At 64.9% G+C, this 13,770-nt stretch carries 16 protein-coding genes; 12 read left to right on the forward strand and 4 right to left on the reverse strand.

What is annotated here, in order from left to right; all coding sequences use genetic code 11:
- Position 1: 1 nt before the first annotated feature.
- Positions 2-562, reverse strand: a complete 561-nt coding sequence (locus ACQP1T_RS22970; protein ID WP_433755092.1) for a hypothetical protein — start codon at positions 560-562, stop codon at positions 2-4.
- 202 nt (positions 563-764) lie between these two features.
- Between ACQP1T_RS22970 and ACQP1T_RS22975 the strand changes: the two genes are divergently transcribed.
- Both ACQP1T_RS22975 and ACQP1T_RS22980 read left to right on the forward strand, forming a co-directional pair.
- Positions 765-1,433 carry a hypothetical protein gene (locus tag ACQP1T_RS22975; RefSeq protein WP_433755093.1) on the forward strand — a complete coding sequence of 223 codons (669 nt, stop codon included), beginning with the start codon at positions 765-767 and terminating at the stop codon, positions 1,431-1,433.
- Positions 1,434-1,476: 43 nt separating this feature from the next.
- A complete protein-coding gene (locus ACQP1T_RS22980) occupies positions 1,477-1,962 on the forward strand; it encodes a hypothetical protein (protein ID WP_433755094.1) in 486 nt (161 codons plus the stop codon).
- 21 nt (positions 1,963-1,983) lie between these two features.
- Here the strand turns inward: ACQP1T_RS22980 and ACQP1T_RS22985 are convergent, their stop codons facing one another.
- Together ACQP1T_RS22985 and ACQP1T_RS22990 are read right to left on the reverse strand one after the other, a co-directional pair.
- Complete coding sequence (locus tag ACQP1T_RS22985) at positions 1,984-2,538, reverse strand: hypothetical protein (RefSeq protein WP_433755095.1); 555 nt, start codon at positions 2,536-2,538, stop codon at positions 1,984-1,986.
- Between the two features lie 423 nt (positions 2,539-2,961).
- On the reverse strand, positions 2,962-5,145 hold the full coding sequence (locus ACQP1T_RS22990; protein ID WP_433755096.1) for a malate synthase G: 2,184 nt from the start codon (positions 5,143-5,145) through the stop codon (positions 2,962-2,964).
- A 155-nt stretch (positions 5,146-5,300) separates the two neighbouring features.
- Between ACQP1T_RS22990 and ACQP1T_RS22995 the strand changes: the two genes are divergently transcribed.
- The 5 genes from ACQP1T_RS22995 (at position 5,301) to ACQP1T_RS23015 (ending at position 9,391) form a co-directional block, all read left to right on the forward strand.
- A complete protein-coding gene (locus ACQP1T_RS22995) occupies positions 5,301-6,050 on the forward strand; it encodes an SDR family NAD(P)-dependent oxidoreductase (protein ID WP_433755097.1) in 750 nt (249 codons plus the stop codon).
- Entirely contained in the window at positions 6,047-7,096 is a 1,050-nt protein-coding gene (locus ACQP1T_RS23000) for an alcohol dehydrogenase catalytic domain-containing protein (protein WP_433755098.1), read from the forward strand. The genes ACQP1T_RS22995 and ACQP1T_RS23000 overlap by 4 nt, the downstream gene beginning before the upstream one ends.
- Positions 7,093-7,776, forward strand: coding sequence for a TetR/AcrR family transcriptional regulator (locus ACQP1T_RS23005; RefSeq protein ID WP_433755099.1), 684 nt, complete (start codon positions 7,093-7,095; stop codon positions 7,774-7,776). The genes ACQP1T_RS23000 and ACQP1T_RS23005 overlap by 4 nt, the downstream gene beginning before the upstream one ends.
- A 2-nt stretch (positions 7,777-7,778) precedes the next feature.
- Positions 7,779-9,068 (forward strand): acyl-CoA dehydrogenase family protein, encoded by a 1,290-nt coding sequence (locus ACQP1T_RS23010; RefSeq protein ID WP_433755100.1) that lies wholly within the window; start codon positions 7,779-7,781, stop codon positions 9,066-9,068.
- 92 nt (positions 9,069-9,160) lie between these two features.
- Positions 9,161-9,391 (forward strand): hypothetical protein, encoded by a 231-nt coding sequence (locus tag ACQP1T_RS23015; protein WP_433755101.1) that lies wholly within the window; start codon positions 9,161-9,163, stop codon positions 9,389-9,391.
- A 3-nt stretch (positions 9,392-9,394) separates the two neighbouring features.
- Here ACQP1T_RS23015 and ACQP1T_RS23020 read toward each other — a convergent pair whose 3' ends face one another.
- Positions 9,395-10,075, reverse strand: a complete 681-nt coding sequence (locus tag ACQP1T_RS23020; protein WP_433755102.1) for a winged helix-turn-helix transcriptional regulator — start codon at positions 10,073-10,075, stop codon at positions 9,395-9,397.
- 91 nt (positions 10,076-10,166) lie between these two features.
- On the opposite strand from ACQP1T_RS23020, the gene ACQP1T_RS23025 reads away from it, so the two are divergent.
- The 5 genes from ACQP1T_RS23025 (at position 10,167) to ACQP1T_RS23045 (ending at position 13,653) form a co-directional block, all read left to right on the forward strand.
- Complete coding sequence (locus ACQP1T_RS23025; RefSeq protein ID WP_433755103.1) at positions 10,167-11,300, forward strand: acyl-CoA dehydrogenase family protein; 1,134 nt, start codon at positions 10,167-10,169, stop codon at positions 11,298-11,300.
- A 379-nt stretch (positions 11,301-11,679) separates the two neighbouring features.
- The gene (locus tag ACQP1T_RS23030) at positions 11,680-12,579 is read left to right on the forward strand and encodes a cutinase family protein (RefSeq protein ID WP_433762322.1); all 900 of its coding nucleotides are present in this window, start codon (positions 11,680-11,682) and stop codon (positions 12,577-12,579) included.
- 36 nt (positions 12,580-12,615) lie between these two features.
- Complete coding sequence (locus tag ACQP1T_RS23035; protein ID WP_433755104.1) at positions 12,616-12,762, forward strand: hypothetical protein; 147 nt, start codon at positions 12,616-12,618, stop codon at positions 12,760-12,762.
- Between the two features lie 48 nt (positions 12,763-12,810).
- Entirely contained in the window at positions 12,811-13,356 is a 546-nt protein-coding gene (locus ACQP1T_RS23040; protein WP_433755105.1) for an HNH endonuclease, read from the forward strand.
- Between the two features lie 27 nt (positions 13,357-13,383).
- Positions 13,384-13,653, forward strand: a complete 270-nt coding sequence (locus tag ACQP1T_RS23045) for a WhiB family transcriptional regulator (protein ID WP_433755106.1) — start codon at positions 13,384-13,386, stop codon at positions 13,651-13,653.
- Positions 13,654-13,770 lie beyond the last annotated feature (117 nt).

Below are 13,770 nucleotides of genomic sequence, written 5' to 3' on the forward strand. Positions count from 1 at the left end.
ATTACTGCATCTGATCGAGCATTTCGGAGAACGCCGCCTTCAGTCGCAGCGCCTTTTTGATCTCGACGCCGGTGACGTACGGATACTCGCCGTACTCGAGGAAGCTCGGGAATTGGTGCTCGCGGACATATTTCACGAACGATGCCGGATTTTCCTTCCAATCCTCCGGGAATCCCTCGAGATTCGTGAAAACCGTTGTGATGCCGGTCTGCGAGAACAGCGTGACGGCATCCTCGGTGTATTTGTCGAAATCGGTGTCGAAGATGCCTTGATATTGGAAATACAGACCCGATCCGACATCGAACAGCAGCCACCGCAGATAGTGCAGTCGCAGCGGTGCCAGTACCTCCGGATCAGCCGCTACAGCGGCCTCGAGCTCCTTGCCGTGCGCGCGAATAGCTTCTTCCCGCCCGGGTTTCACCTTGGCGATGATCGAGAACCCGTAGCACGAAGGCGTCTGCGGATAGATCGGACCGTATCTTCCCCGCTTCAGCTCGAAATAGCCCTCCGCCGGGATGGCCATGGCCGCCGGTTTACTCCAGTCACGCTCGGTCGTCGTCATACTTAACCCACCTTCCGCACGGCAGTAAGCTGGACTTTAAATATGCTATGCCGATCTCGCCGAAACATACACAGCACCGGTAAATCAGGACAGAATTCAATCAACGGTGTCGGTGCGTTGAAATGGGTGCGGGGAGCACAACGAGAAAATCGACCCGGCCGGAAACCCACCCACCGGCGCTCGAATTTGACAGGATGACGGCATGTCGACATCGCAGCACCACACCGAGCCGGAGCCGCCGCTGCGCCGGTTGTCGACACCGCGAGCAGCTGCACTGGCCGGAGTGGTCTTCGCGGTGTTGTTCGGCACCACGCTGATCTTGATCCGTCTCGACATGCCCGACGGCATCGAAGGCTCGATTCGTTGGCTGAACAGTCAGCAGAACGCGATCAAAGTAGCGACGGTACTCATGCCCTTCGCCGGAATCAGCTTCCTATGGTTCATCGGCGTCGTTCGGGACGGGTTAGGGCGCTACGAAGACCGGTTCTTCGTATCGGTATTCCTCGGCAGCGGGCTGCTGTTCCTGGCGATGATGTTCGTCGGCACCGCCGTCGCCGCCGGTCTGGTGTCCAGCGACACCGGCGCCACCGACCCGACCGCGCGCGCCCAAGTGGTCGACTTCGGCAAGATGGTCGTGGTTTCGGTGTGTCAGACCTACGCATTGCGGATGGCGGCCGTTTTCATGATCTCGCTCGCGACGATTTGGCTGAAGACCGGGCTGATGCCCCGCTGGCTCGCCGGTCTCAGCTACCTGGCGGCCGTGGCGCTCCTGGTCGCCAGCGAAACGAGCAGATGGATGACGCTTGCCTTCCCGGCGTGGGTACTCGTGGTCAGCATCCTCATCCTGGCTCGCTCCGCCTCCCGAACGTGACAAACACCCACCGGGTCTGCGCGACTGTGCGACAGTACCCCTTGTGGACGAGCCAGCTCCCCGCCGTTCGGCCGATCTGGAGATGGTCTACCAGACGGTGGCGGACCGACGTCTGCAATACGAGAACCTCCTCTGGCAGGTTCCCACTCTCAGTCTCACTGCCCAGGCATTCTTGTTCAGTATCGCGATGGCAGCCGCCAGCGATTCCATCGCGCGAATAGCCTCGTCGCTGCTCGCGCTCATCGTGTCGATCATTTCGATCATGCTCATGGCGAGCCATCGCCTCGCCGAACGCAAGGACGCGTCGTGGCTGGAGCGGTTCGAACAGCAGCAGATCGGCGCGGGCGCCTGGGGTGCACACGGCACCGTCTTCGAGACGCAGCAGCAGAACGTCGAGCTCGACGTCGGCTGGCTCGAAAAGCTGATTCCGATGCGGCAGATGTTCACCGTTTGGGTCGTCGGACTGGCCTGTTTCGGCATGGCCGCCATCTTCATGATCATCCGGACACTGGTCGCTGTCGGGCACTGAGCTCGATCGATGATGGATCCGTCAGGTCTTTTCGGTGAAGCGGTACCAGGGGCCGTGGAAGGGACGGTATTCGGTGCCGCCCGGTCCGGCGGGGCCGGTGCTCGGGGCGCTGTCCGGGAAGTAGGCGAAGCCTTCGGAATCGGTGGCTCCACCACTGACGTAGAACAGGCAGGCACCGTCGCGGCGGGCAATGTAGGTGACGGTGTAGACGCCGAGGCGGGTGCGATGGCCCGGGTTGGCGCAGGCGGTGGCCTGATCTTCGAGGATGGGGCGGGACAGGCGCCAACCGGTGGTTTCGGGCACTTCGTACCACACCAGCGCGGCGAGGGCGGCGATCAGTAGCGGTGCGGTAAGACTCACGAGGACAGCGTGATAGCGGATCAGGCCCAGGATGGCGAAGACGATCGCGACCAGCCCGACCACCGAAAGTCCCACCCACAGCAGCACTTTGGCCGGAAAGCTACCCTGAGCAGCCAATTCCCAGCACAGCGCGGCGCACAATAGCGCGATGGCGGTGGTGATGGCGCCCATCCAGAGTTCGAACCACAACGGTGTCGGTCGGGTGCCGCTGCTCATGCCAAAGAAGATACGTCGACCTGCCCTGTCCCCGAAGGGAATCGGGGCACCACTGGTGGAAATATTTCACCGGACGAAGGAAGACCCCCGGCCCGGCATCCCATCGAGGGGCCAGGACCGGGGGTCGTCGCACCAGATGTTCAGCTCGGCTGTTACAGCGGCGGGAAACCGGCCGAACCGGTGGCCATCCAGTTCCAGAACATCGCCGCACGATTCACAACCAGGGCGAATACATCAAGGACAACGCTTCCCATAAAACTTCCTCACATCCGACTACCTCGTGCAGCGCCCAGGGTAACGGATCGTTATGCCGGTCGAAACCAATCATCCGCCCCGTCGACGGGCCGTCGTGTGGTATAGAAATCCCCCGCCCGGAACGCTCTCGGGCGGGGGATTTCACGAGTTACTCAGACACGCAAGGCCTTAGACGCAAGCCAGCGCCTTGGCCTCCCGGCGACGGCGGTGCAGGATCGGCTCGGTGTAGCCGTTCGGCTGCTTGGTGCCCTCCAGCACCAGCTCCTTCGCGGCCTGGAATGCAATGCTGCTCGCGAAGTCCGGCGCCATCGGCCGGTAGTTCGGGTCGCCCGCATTCTGCTTGTCGACCACCGGCGCCATCCGCTCCAGGCTGGCCACCACCTCATCGGCGGTGACCACGCCGTGGCGCAGCCAGTTCGCCATCAACTGGCTCGAAATGCGCAGGGTCGCACGGTCTTCCATGAGGCCGACATCCCGGATATCGGGCACCTTCGAGCAGCCGACGCCCTGGTCGATCCAGCGCACCACATAGCCGAGGATGCTCTGCGAGTTGTTGTCCAACTCCTGGCGCTTCTCCTGCTCGGTCCAGTTCGGATCGGCCGCGAGCGGGATCTCCAGGATCTGATCGACGGTGGCGCGGCGACCGCCCGCGGCGATCTCCTGCTGCCGCTCGAACACGTCGACCTGGTGGTAGTGCGTCGCATGCAGCGTGGCCGCGGTCGGCGACGGCACCCAGGCGGTGTTGGCACCCGAACGCGGGTGGCCGATCTTCTGCTCGAGCATGTCGTGCATCAGATCCGGCATGGCCCACATGCCCTTGCCGATCTGCGCCTTCCCGGGCAGTCCTGCGGCCAGACCGGTATCGACGTTCCAGTCCTCGTAGGACAGGATCCACTGCTGGGTCTTCATCTCGGCCTTGCGGACCATCGGCCCGGCCTCCATGGAGGTGTGGATCTCGTCGCCGGTGCGGTCCAGGAAGCCGGTGTTGATGAACACCACGCGCTCGGCGGCGGCCTGGATACAGGCCTTGAGGTTGACCGTGGTGCGGCGCTCCTCGTCCATGATGCCGACCTTGAGGGTGTTGCGGGTCAGGCCGAGGACGTCCTCGATCCGGCCGAACAGCTCGTTGGTGAAGGCGACCTCGTCCGGGCCGTGCATCTTCGGCTTCACGATATAGACCGACCCGGTGCGGCTGTTCTTCAGTTTCGTATCGCCGAGCAGGCTGTGCTTGGCGATCAGCGAGGTGATCAGGCCGTCCATGATGCCTTCGGGCACCTCGTTGCCCTCGGCATCGATGATCGCGTCGGAGGTCATCAGGTGACCGACATTGCGCACGAACAGCAGCGACCGGCCGTGCAGCACCAACTCACCACCGCCGAGCGCGGTGTAGACGCGATCCGGGTTCATGGTGCGGGTGAAGGTCTTATCGCCCTTGGTCACCTTCTCCGCCAGCTCGCCCTTCATCAGCCCGAGCCAGTTGTGGTAGCAGAGCACCTTGTCCTCGGCGTCCACCGCGGCGACCGAATCCTCGAAGTCCATGATCGTGGTGACCGCGGACTCCAGCACCACGTCCTTGACGCCAGCCGGGTCGGTCTTGCCGATCGGCGAGGCGGCGTCGATCTGAATGTCGACGTGCAAACCGTTGTGCTTCAACAGGATCGAGGTCGGCGAGGCCGGATCGCCCAGGTAGCCGACCAGTTCCGCACCATCGGCGGCCAGGGTGGTGATCCCGTCGTCGCTCAGGGTGACCGCCAGCTTGCCGCCATCGATCGCGTAGTGCGTCGAGGACTGGTGCGAGCCGTTGGCCAGCGGTGCGGCGGTATCGAGGAACTTGCGCGCGAATTCGATCACGCGGCCGCCGCGGACCGGGTTGTAGCCGGTGCCCTTCTCGCCGCCGTCGGCCTCGGAGATGGCGTCGGTGCCGTAGAGGGCGTCGTAGAGCGAACCCCAGCGCGCGTTCGCGGCATTGATCGCGAAGCGGGCGTTCATCACCGGCACCACCAGCTGCGGGCCCGCGGTGGTGGCGATCTCGTCGTCCACATTCTGGGTGGTGATCTGGAAGTCGGCCGGTTCCGCGCGCAGGTAGCCGATATCGCCGAGGAAGCTCTTGTAGGCGGCCTTGTCGTAGTTCGCGCCGGGGTGCTCGGCGTGCCAGGCGTCGAGCTTGCCCTGGATCTCGTCGCGTTCGGCCAGCAAGGCACGGTTGCGTGGAGCGAGGTCATTGATGACCTGCTCGGCTCCGGCCCAGAACGCGGCGGAATCTACGCCGGTTCCGGGGAGCGCCTCGTTCTCGATGAACTCGTGGAGAACGCTGGCCACCTGGAGCCCGCCGACCTGAATCCGCTCTGTCATCTACTGCCTCACTTTTGAGAAAGCCGGGTGGGAAAATCGCAACCAATGTTACCCAGCGGTAGTGATGGGACGGTGTGTCGGGGCCTTGATTGTATCGCCCGGCGGAATTAATGTACTGACTGGAACATTACCGGCATCCGGAGCAATGGAGCGCAATGCCAGGACAGTCGTTAGCGGATAAGGTCGCGCTGGTCACGGGCGGTAGCCGCGGGCTCGGTCGCCAGATGGTGCTGGCCTTCGCCGCGGCCGGTGCGGATGTGGTGATCGCCAGTCGCAAGCTCGACGGGTGCGTCGAGCTCGCCGATGAGGTGAAGAACACCCATGGTCGGCGCGCATTGCCGGTGGCGTGCAATATCAGCGACTGGGCGCAGTGCGATGCACTGGTCGAGGCGGCCTACGCGGAGTTCGGCAAGGTCGACGTGCTGGTCAACAATGCCGGGATGTCGCTGCTGTACCCGAGCCTGGATCAGGTGAGCGAGGAGATGTTCGACAAAGTGATCGCGGTGAATCTCAAGGGCCCGTTCCGTTTGTCGACCTTGATCGGTACTCGGATGGCGGCGGCCGATGGCGGGTCGATCATCAATATCTCCTCGATCGAGGCGACGCGACCGGAACCGCTCGCGGTCCCCTATGCCGCCGCCAAGGCCGGATTGGCCAATCTCACCGGCGGACTCGCGCAGAGTTTCGCACCGAAGGTGCGGGTCAACACGATTCAATGCGGTCCGTTCGAGACGGATATCTCGAAGGCGTGGCCCGATGAGCTACGGACGGAGTTGGCTCGGCATATGGCGCTCGGGCGGATCGGTCGCCCGGATGAGATCGTCGGCGCGGCACTGTACTTCGCGACGGATGCCTCGGCGTATTGCACCGGCGCAACCTTGGCGCTGGACGGCGGTTGGCGATGAAGGCCCTGACTTACGAAGGACCACAACAGGTCTCGTACACCGAGGTGCCCGATCCGGTACTGCCCGGCCGCGACGGAGCCGTCGTTCGCGTGACCGCCGCCGGAATCTGCGGTAGTGATCTGCACATCTATGCCGGGCACGGCTTCACCGACGGCACCGGATACAGCGTCGGACACGAGGCGGTCGGCGAGATCGTCGAATTGGGTTCGGACATACAGGGATACGCGGTCGGCGATCGAGTGCTGGTCTCCGCGTCCGTCGGCTGTAACCGCTGCGCCAAGTGCAAGGCTGGCATCGTGGCGGCCTGCGAACGCCATCCGCTGCCTGCCGATGCGTGCTATGGACTCGGCGGCTCGCTCCCGGGTGCGCAGGCCGAGTATCTCGCGGTACCCCATGCCGAGGGGAATCTGGTACGGCTGCCGGACACGGTCAGCGATGAGGCGGCGATCGTACTCACCGACAATGCGCCGACCGCCTGGTACGGCGCGCGCCGCACCCGCATCGCACCGGGTGAGACCGTGGTGGTGATCGGACTCGGACCGGTCGGGCTGATGGCCGTGCAATCGGCATTCGCGATGGGTGCGTCGCGGGTGCTCGGCGTGGATCTGGTGGCCGAGCGCCGCAAGCGTGCCACCGAATTGGGCGCGGAGATAGTCGAATCCGCCGAGCCCAAGACCGTCATCCGCGAAATGCTCAGCGGCGGTGCGGATGTCGCGATCGAGGCGGTGGGCGCCGATGCGACCATCAATCTCGCCATCAGCGCCGTCGGACATCGCGGCCGGGTCGGCGTGGTCGGTGTCAGTCACAACCGCGCCTTCCCCTTCCATATGCAGCTGGCGCAGGTCAAGGAGCTCGAATTCCATATCGGACTCTGCTCGATCCAATACGAGCTGCCCGCACTGCTACGGCTCACCGCGGCCGGGCGCATCCGGCCCGAAGCCGTTGTCACACACCGATTCCCGATGTCGGACGGCGCGAACGCCTACCGCATGTTCGCCGACCGTGCCGACGGGGTTTCCAAGGTCGTCCTGGATCCGCGCCGATGACCGCGGTTTCGCGCAGCGATTCGATGAGAGATGGTGGCCGGGTGACGGGTGGGCCAGAATTGGCCGCGCCTCGTCGTCGCGGTCGTCCACCGGCCGCGGAGACCACCGCCGAGGCGACCAGGGCGCGCATCGTGGCCGCGGCGGTGGAACTGTTCGCGGAGCAGGGCTTCCACGGCACCGGCGTCGCGGAAATCGGTGATCGGGCCGGGGTGCAGCGGGGCGCGCTGTACTACCACATCGGTTCCAAGGAAGAGCTGCTCTGGCAGATCCTGCGCGATTACATCCAGCTCATGCTCACCGACGCACGGCGCATCTCCCGCGGCACCGACGATCCGATCGTCAAGTTGCGCAAGCTGATCCACAGCCACGTCGGGCTGATCATCGAGCACCGGCGCGAGGTCGCCATCCAATTGCGCGATGTCACCGCGCTGACCGGCGAGCGCGGCGAAGAACTACAGGAAATGCGGGACGAAATACAGGCCTGCTGGCAGCGCGTCATCGATGCCGGTCATGCGGCGGGCCTACTGCGCACCGACGATCACGTCGTCACCAACAGTGTGCTCGGCATGCTGAACATGGTGACCTTCTGGTACCGGCCGCACGGCGGGCGCACCCCCGACGAAATCGCCGACATTGTGGCATCCACCATTCTCGACGGCATCACCGACACGAAAGGCTGACCATGGCTTGGGATTTCGAAACCGACCCGGAATACCAGCAGAAGTTGGACTGGGCGGCGGAGTTCGTCCGCACCGAGGTGGAGCCCCTCGATCTGCTCTACCCGAATCCGTACGACCGCACCAATACAGAGGCGATGGCGCTGATGCGACCGCTGAAGGAGAAGGTGAAGGAACAGGGGCTGTGGGCCTGCCATCTCGGACCCGAACTGGGCGGCCCCGGCTACGGGCAGCTGAAGCTCGGCCTGCTCAACGAGGTGCTCGGTACCTCGGTGTGGGCGCCATCGGTATTCGGTTGCCAGGCACCCGATTCCGGTAACGCGGAAATCCTCGCGCACTACGGCACCCCGGAGCAGCAGGCCAAGTATCTGGAACCGCTGCTGGCCGGTGAGATCGGCTCCTGCTATGTCATGACCGAACCGACCGGCGGCTCGGATCCGACGCTGTTCAAGACCCGCGCGGTGCGCGACGGCGACTCATGGGTCATCAATGGCGAGAAGTGGTTCAACTCGAATGCGCAGTTCGCCAGCTTCCATATCGTCATGGTGGTCACGAATCCGGATGTCAGTCCGTACCAGGGCATGTCGATGTTCATCGTGCCCGCCGACACCCCCGGCCTGGAGATCGTGAAGAACTTCCACGTGCACGGTTTCAGCGAGCACGAGGGACATCTGCGCTTCACCGATGTCCGGGTGCCCGCCGACCACCTGCTCGGCCAGGAGGGTATGGGCTTCATCGTCGCGCAGACCCGCCTCGGCGGCGGTCGGGTGCACCACGCCATGCGCACCGTCGCGCTGGTGCGCAAGGCCTTCGACATGATGGCCGAACGCGCCGTCTCCCGGCCGATGCGCAAGGGACCGCTCGCGGGTCTGCAGATGACCCAGGAACGCATCGCCGACAGCTGGATCGAGATGGAGCAGTTCCGCCTGCTCGTCCTGCGCACCGCCTGGCGCATCGATAAGGAGCAGGACTATCTGAAGGTGCGCAAGGACATTGCCGCCATCAAGGTGGCGATGCCGAAGGTGATGCACGATATCGCCCAGCGCGCACTGCATCTGCACGGCGCCATCGGCGTCAGCCAGGACCTGCCGTTCGTCGATATGATGAACTACGCCGAGGTCATGGCGATCGCCGACGGCCCCACGGAGGTCCACAAGATCACCCTCGCCAAGGAAGTGCTGAAGGATTACACCCCCGGCGACCCGGTCTATCCCAGCGGCTACCGCCCCGCGCTGCGCGAACAGGCCCGCGAACTGGTGGCCCGCCGCCTCGAACACATCGTCGGCAACCTCTGAGAACCACTATTGGGCGGTCACCAGGTGGACGCTGAGGGTGCAGGCGTCGATGGAACTGACCAGGTCTAGCCTGGAAACGCGGAGGTAACCCAGTGATCGCGTACGAAGTGCGACGGGTGCACAGCTGCGAGTTCTGCGGCACCGACGACCAGGCTCTCGGCACCGACAGCTCATTGGACCGGGCGAAGTCGATCGCCGAACACGACGCGGGCCGCACCCTCGAATGGGCATGGTTCACCGCCGACGGCGAGTGGCCACTGAGCGCTGATCCGGAAGACGGCGTCTACCGCTACTACATCTACGCGCGGGAAACTACCGCGTAAGTGTCACGAGGCACGCACGACCGGATCCGCATATCCCGCAACAGGACTCAGCAGCAGCACCGACGGCATTCGTCGCGTGAGAGCACTCGGGCCGGTGAACTCCACTCGGCCGGTTCGCATCGCGTGCGAGAGCGGAATTCGTCCCAGCCAAACCTGGTACAGCGATTCGACATCGGAGCTGATGGTGACATCGACCGGGTAGCCGGGATCGGCGTCGCACACCGAAGGCACGCCCGATTCGATGACGATCCAATAGCGCCGGAAATCGTCGGTGAACCGCACGCACAACACCTGACGCTTACCCGGAAACATGGATGTATCCAGCCGCGAATGCATCCACCAGACCAGCAGCCCGGCATCCAACTCCTCGGACCGCGGTTCGCCGAAGGTCCAGCGTGCACCCCATTCGCCGAGACCGAACAGGATCGGCTCCAATTGCCGGCCCGCCGCGGTGAGCAGGTATTCGCTGCCCACCTTGTCGATCAGTCCGGCCCGCTCGAATCGGCGCAGCCGCTTGGCGAGCAGACTGCGTGAAAGACCCGGCAGACCGCGCGCCAGATCATTGAAGCGAGTTGTACCGATGAGCAGATCGCGCAGGATCAATAGCGACCAGCGCTCGCCGAGCACATCGAGCGCGCGGGAGATCGGACAATATTGGCCATAGCTTGCGGTCGTGCTGGTCATGGTCACCTCGCGAACCGGGGTCCATTTTCTGGACCGGGGAAGTCCACTTTCTGGACTATTCGGTTATCGCGGCTGTTCCTAACTTCGAAACATGACGACTATCGCCCATGACATCACCACCACCGACTGGATCGCCCTGGCACGCCGGGTCGGGGAAACTTTGCGCGCCGACGTGGCCGCCCGCGACCGCACCGGCGACATCGCGGTAGCCGCCTTCGACCTGCTGCGGACCACAGGACTGTCCGCGGCACTCGTACCCATCGAGTTCGGCGGCGGCGGTGTGTCGCATCGCGAGATGGGCGAGATCCTGCGCGAACTCGGCCGCCACGATCCGTCCACCGCCGTCGCCTTCGCCATGCACACCCATCTGGTCGCCGCGCAGGTTTGGCGGCACAACCACGGCATCGACGCCTCGGCAGTCTTCGGCAAGGTGGCAGCCGGCGCGATCCTGGTCAGCACCGGCGCTTCGGACTGGGTCGAATCCAACGGCCGGGCCCAGCGCGTCGACGGCGGCTTCCTGGTGAGCGCGCGCAAGGCGCCCGCGAGCGGCTGTGAGGTCGGCGATGTGGTGGTGACCAGTATCCGCCGCGGTGATGCGCCGGAGGGACCCCAGGTGCTGCACTTCGCGATGCCATTGGACGCGGCCGGTGTTCGCATCGAAAAGACTTGGGACACTCTCGGTTTACGGGCCAGTGGCTCCCATACCGTGGTCTTCGAGGATGTCTTCGTCCCCGATGCCGCGATCTCGCTGACTCGCCCCGCCGACGTATGGCCCCCGGTGCTGAATGTGGTGATCGGCGCGGCCATGCCGCTGGTAATGGCGGCCTATCTCGGCATCGCCGACGCCGCAGTCGAATTGGCCGCCGCAGTTGTCGCCGACCGCGCCGAACCGCACACCTTCCAGCTCACGGGCGAGATGATGAACGCCTACACCACCGCCGCGGATCTGGTCGCCGCCATGTTCACCGATTCGGACGACCTGCACTTCGACAACTCCGACCGCTATGGAGCACGCATCCTCAGCCGCAAGACCGTGGCCGCCGACGCGCTCGTCGAGACCGTCCGCCTCGCCATCGAAACCGTTGGTGGCGTGGGCTTTTCGCGCAGCTGCGAGCTGGAGATGTGGTATCGCGACATGCACGGCTGCCTCTTCCACCCGCTGCCCCGGGCCAAGCAGACGCGATTCACCGGTCGAGTCCTGTTGGGCCGCACGCCCATCGGTTGATCCGAACTTCTCGAACGGCAATGCCCGAAGCCGGGACGAGGGCCCGCCGATCGCGGTTCAATGGATGGGCACACGATGATGCACGGGAGGGAGTCATTGGTGTCCTGATCACCACCACAACCGTGGACGAGGCGGTGACTGCCCCTCGGACACGATGAAGGAGTCGCGCACCCCCTCGCCCGCGGCTCCTTCATCCCGGCGCGCCGGGCGAATCGTCGGCATTGCCACATTCTGTTAAAAATGTTCGGCATTTGTCACGGGTTGTTCCCGCATCAACCCCTGGTCAGACCGTACGGTTGTCTCCGACGCGACGGCAGGCAGTCGCGTACGGCCCCCCGGCCGCTTCGGACCTAGCAAAACCGAGGTGTGGACCATGTTTATGCGCAAGATGATCGGTGCCGTGGCGGGAACCGTCATGGTAGGTGCGGCGGGCGCCGTCGGCGGTGGCGGCGCGGCGACGGCAGCCCCCGATGGCTGCCCCGACCTGTATGTCGTGGCGGTGCCCGGCACGTGGGAGACCTCCGATGCCAATCCCGGGGAGGGCATGCTCGCGAGCGTAACCGATAACCTGCCGCGCAATACCCGCACCGACTACGTGACCTACGCGGCGACCGCTTTCCCCTGGGAGACCGACGTTTACGGCCGGTCCAAGCGACAGGCCATCGACAATGCCCGCGGCCTGGTCACAGCGATGGCCCAGCAGTGCGCCGAGACCAAGATCGCGCTGATCGGCTACAGCCAGGGCGCGGATGCGGCAGGCGATCTCGCCGCCGAGATCGGCACCGGACTGAGTCCCGTTCGGCCCGAACGCATCGCCGCGGTCGGCCTCATCTCGGATCCGCGCCGCTCCCCGGCCGACGCACTCATCGGCCCGCCGGTCGACGGCGCCGGCGCGGGCGGCCCGCGCATCGGCGGCTTCGGCTTGCTCACCCCGAAGACCCGGACCATCTGCGCCGTCGGTGACCTCTACTGCGCCGCACCGCCCACCGACTTCGCGACCCGCTTCGCCGGATTCCTGGCCCAGGCCTCCGATCCCGACCCGGCCCAGTTGTGGCGTTATCAGCAGGAGGCGTTCGCCATCTTCAACGACCTGATGGCGACCGGGGTGGCCCCACTAATCCAGAACCAGCTCGCCGATCCGGAAATGAACGAACGCAAGCAGGAATTCGAGCGGTTCTACAACTCGTTCGTCCACCAGAACTATCCGACCTACGTCGTGGATGCCAACGGCGCCACCGCCACCTCGTGGCTGCGGCAGTGGCTGGTCGGCCTGGCCTGAAAAACCCTTCGCCACCGGTGGGTGCGCTGTGCCACCATGGATTTCGATGATGATCACCCGATTCCGCGGGTGCTCACGAGCGTGAGGAAGGAGGCGGCGGCCATGACCATTGTCGTATCGAGCCCGCGTCGGTATGACGCGTGCGTCGAGCAGGAACTGCGCCGCCTCCCGGCCGGTAACTGACCGACCCTCGCTTTCCGATCCGCTCGCTCTCGAAACATGGTGACTCCCATGACGTTCCACCGTGCCACCGATCCGGTGGTCTCGACTGTCGACAACTGGATACACACCCGGGTACTCGTGTTGAACGCCAGCTACGAGGCGCTCACCGAGATCAGCGCCGACCGGGCCGTCGTGCTGCTCATGGGCGGAGCCGCGGAGTCGATCGCGGATCGGGAGCCGCACTTCGCCATTCGGTCCAAGCATCTCGAGCTCGCGCTGCCGGAGACGATCCGGCTGCTGCGCTACGTCTACCTCGACCATGTGACGCGAATACATGACGGCAGTCACGCGACGCTGGCCGGTGTGCTGCGCCGGGACAACCACCGGTGCGGATACTGCGCGTCCTGGGCGCGCACCGTCGACCACATCCGGCCGCGCAGCCGGGGTGGTCCGAACACCTGGGACAACCTGATCGCCGCGTGCGCGCCCTGCAACTCGAGCAAGGCCGACCGGACGCCGGAGGAGGCGGGCATGCGGTTGCTGTGGCAGCCGAAGGCGCCCGACCACTTGGCCAAGCGTCAGCGCCGGATCTGGAAGCAATTGGCCACCACCTGAGCCGAGAGAGAAAGGAGAAGGCTCGAAATGACCGTCGAATTGGAGACCAGCGCGGTTGTCGATCTGACCGACCTGCTCCCACTCTCGGATTCCCGAGAGTGGCATCGGGCCGCCTGCCGAGGTGATCCGAATCACGAAGCGTGGTTCCCGTACCCGTCGCAGGACTTCGAGTACGCGCGTGAAGTTTGCGCGGGCTGCCCGATCCGGGATGCCTGCGGTGAATTCGCCGCGCGCACCGGACAGTCCGGAGTCTGGGGCGGCCACGAGTTCGACCGTGGCCGGATGATCCGAACCTAGTCGGATCATCCGCGCCACGCCGTGCCGGTGCGCCGCACCGGACACGCCGGCACGGCAAATCTCGCGTGAACATACACTGAAGATCGTGGGCACACATCGCAGCGGAACCAGGTCCCG

The organism is Nocardia sp. CA-135398, assembly GCF_050955845.1.
GTDB lineage: Bacteria > Actinomycetota > Actinomycetes > Mycobacteriales > Mycobacteriaceae > Nocardia.

Bases quoted from the DNA above. Each gene is read 5' to 3' on its own strand.
- ACQP1T_RS22970 (WP_433755092.1), bottom strand. From the start codon at position 562: ATGACGACGACCGAGCGTGACTGGAGTAAACCGGCGGCCATGGCCATC.
- ACQP1T_RS22975 (WP_433755093.1), top strand. From the start codon at position 765: ATGTCGACATCGCAGCACCACACCGAGCCGGAGCCGCCGCTGCGCCGG.
- ACQP1T_RS22985 (WP_433755095.1), bottom strand. From the start codon at position 2,538: ATGAGCAGCGGCACCCGACCGACACCGTTGTGGTTCGAACTCTGGATG.
- ACQP1T_RS22990 (WP_433755096.1), bottom strand. From the start codon at position 5,145: ATGACAGAGCGGATTCAGGTCGGCGGGCTCCAGGTGGCCAGCGTTCTC.
- ACQP1T_RS22995 (WP_433755097.1), top strand. From the start codon at position 5,301: ATGCCAGGACAGTCGTTAGCGGATAAGGTCGCGCTGGTCACGGGCGGT.
- ACQP1T_RS23000 (WP_433755098.1), top strand. From the start codon at position 6,047: ATGAAGGCCCTGACTTACGAAGGACCACAACAGGTCTCGTACACCGAG.
- ACQP1T_RS23005 (WP_433755099.1), top strand. From the start codon at position 7,093: ATGACCGCGGTTTCGCGCAGCGATTCGATGAGAGATGGTGGCCGGGTG.
- ACQP1T_RS23010 (WP_433755100.1), top strand. From the start codon at position 7,779: ATGGCTTGGGATTTCGAAACCGACCCGGAATACCAGCAGAAGTTGGAC.
- ACQP1T_RS23020 (WP_433755102.1), bottom strand. From the start codon at position 10,075: ATGACCAGCACGACCGCAAGCTATGGCCAATATTGTCCGATCTCCCGC.
- ACQP1T_RS23025 (WP_433755103.1), top strand. From the start codon at position 10,167: ATGACGACTATCGCCCATGACATCACCACCACCGACTGGATCGCCCTG.
- ACQP1T_RS23030 (WP_433762322.1), top strand. From the start codon at position 11,680: ATGCGCAAGATGATCGGTGCCGTGGCGGGAACCGTCATGGTAGGTGCG.
- ACQP1T_RS23035 (WP_433755104.1), top strand. From the start codon at position 12,616: ATGGATTTCGATGATGATCACCCGATTCCGCGGGTGCTCACGAGCGTG.
- ACQP1T_RS23040 (WP_433755105.1), top strand. From the start codon at position 12,811: ATGACGTTCCACCGTGCCACCGATCCGGTGGTCTCGACTGTCGACAAC.
- ACQP1T_RS23045 (WP_433755106.1), top strand. From the start codon at position 13,384: ATGACCGTCGAATTGGAGACCAGCGCGGTTGTCGATCTGACCGACCTG.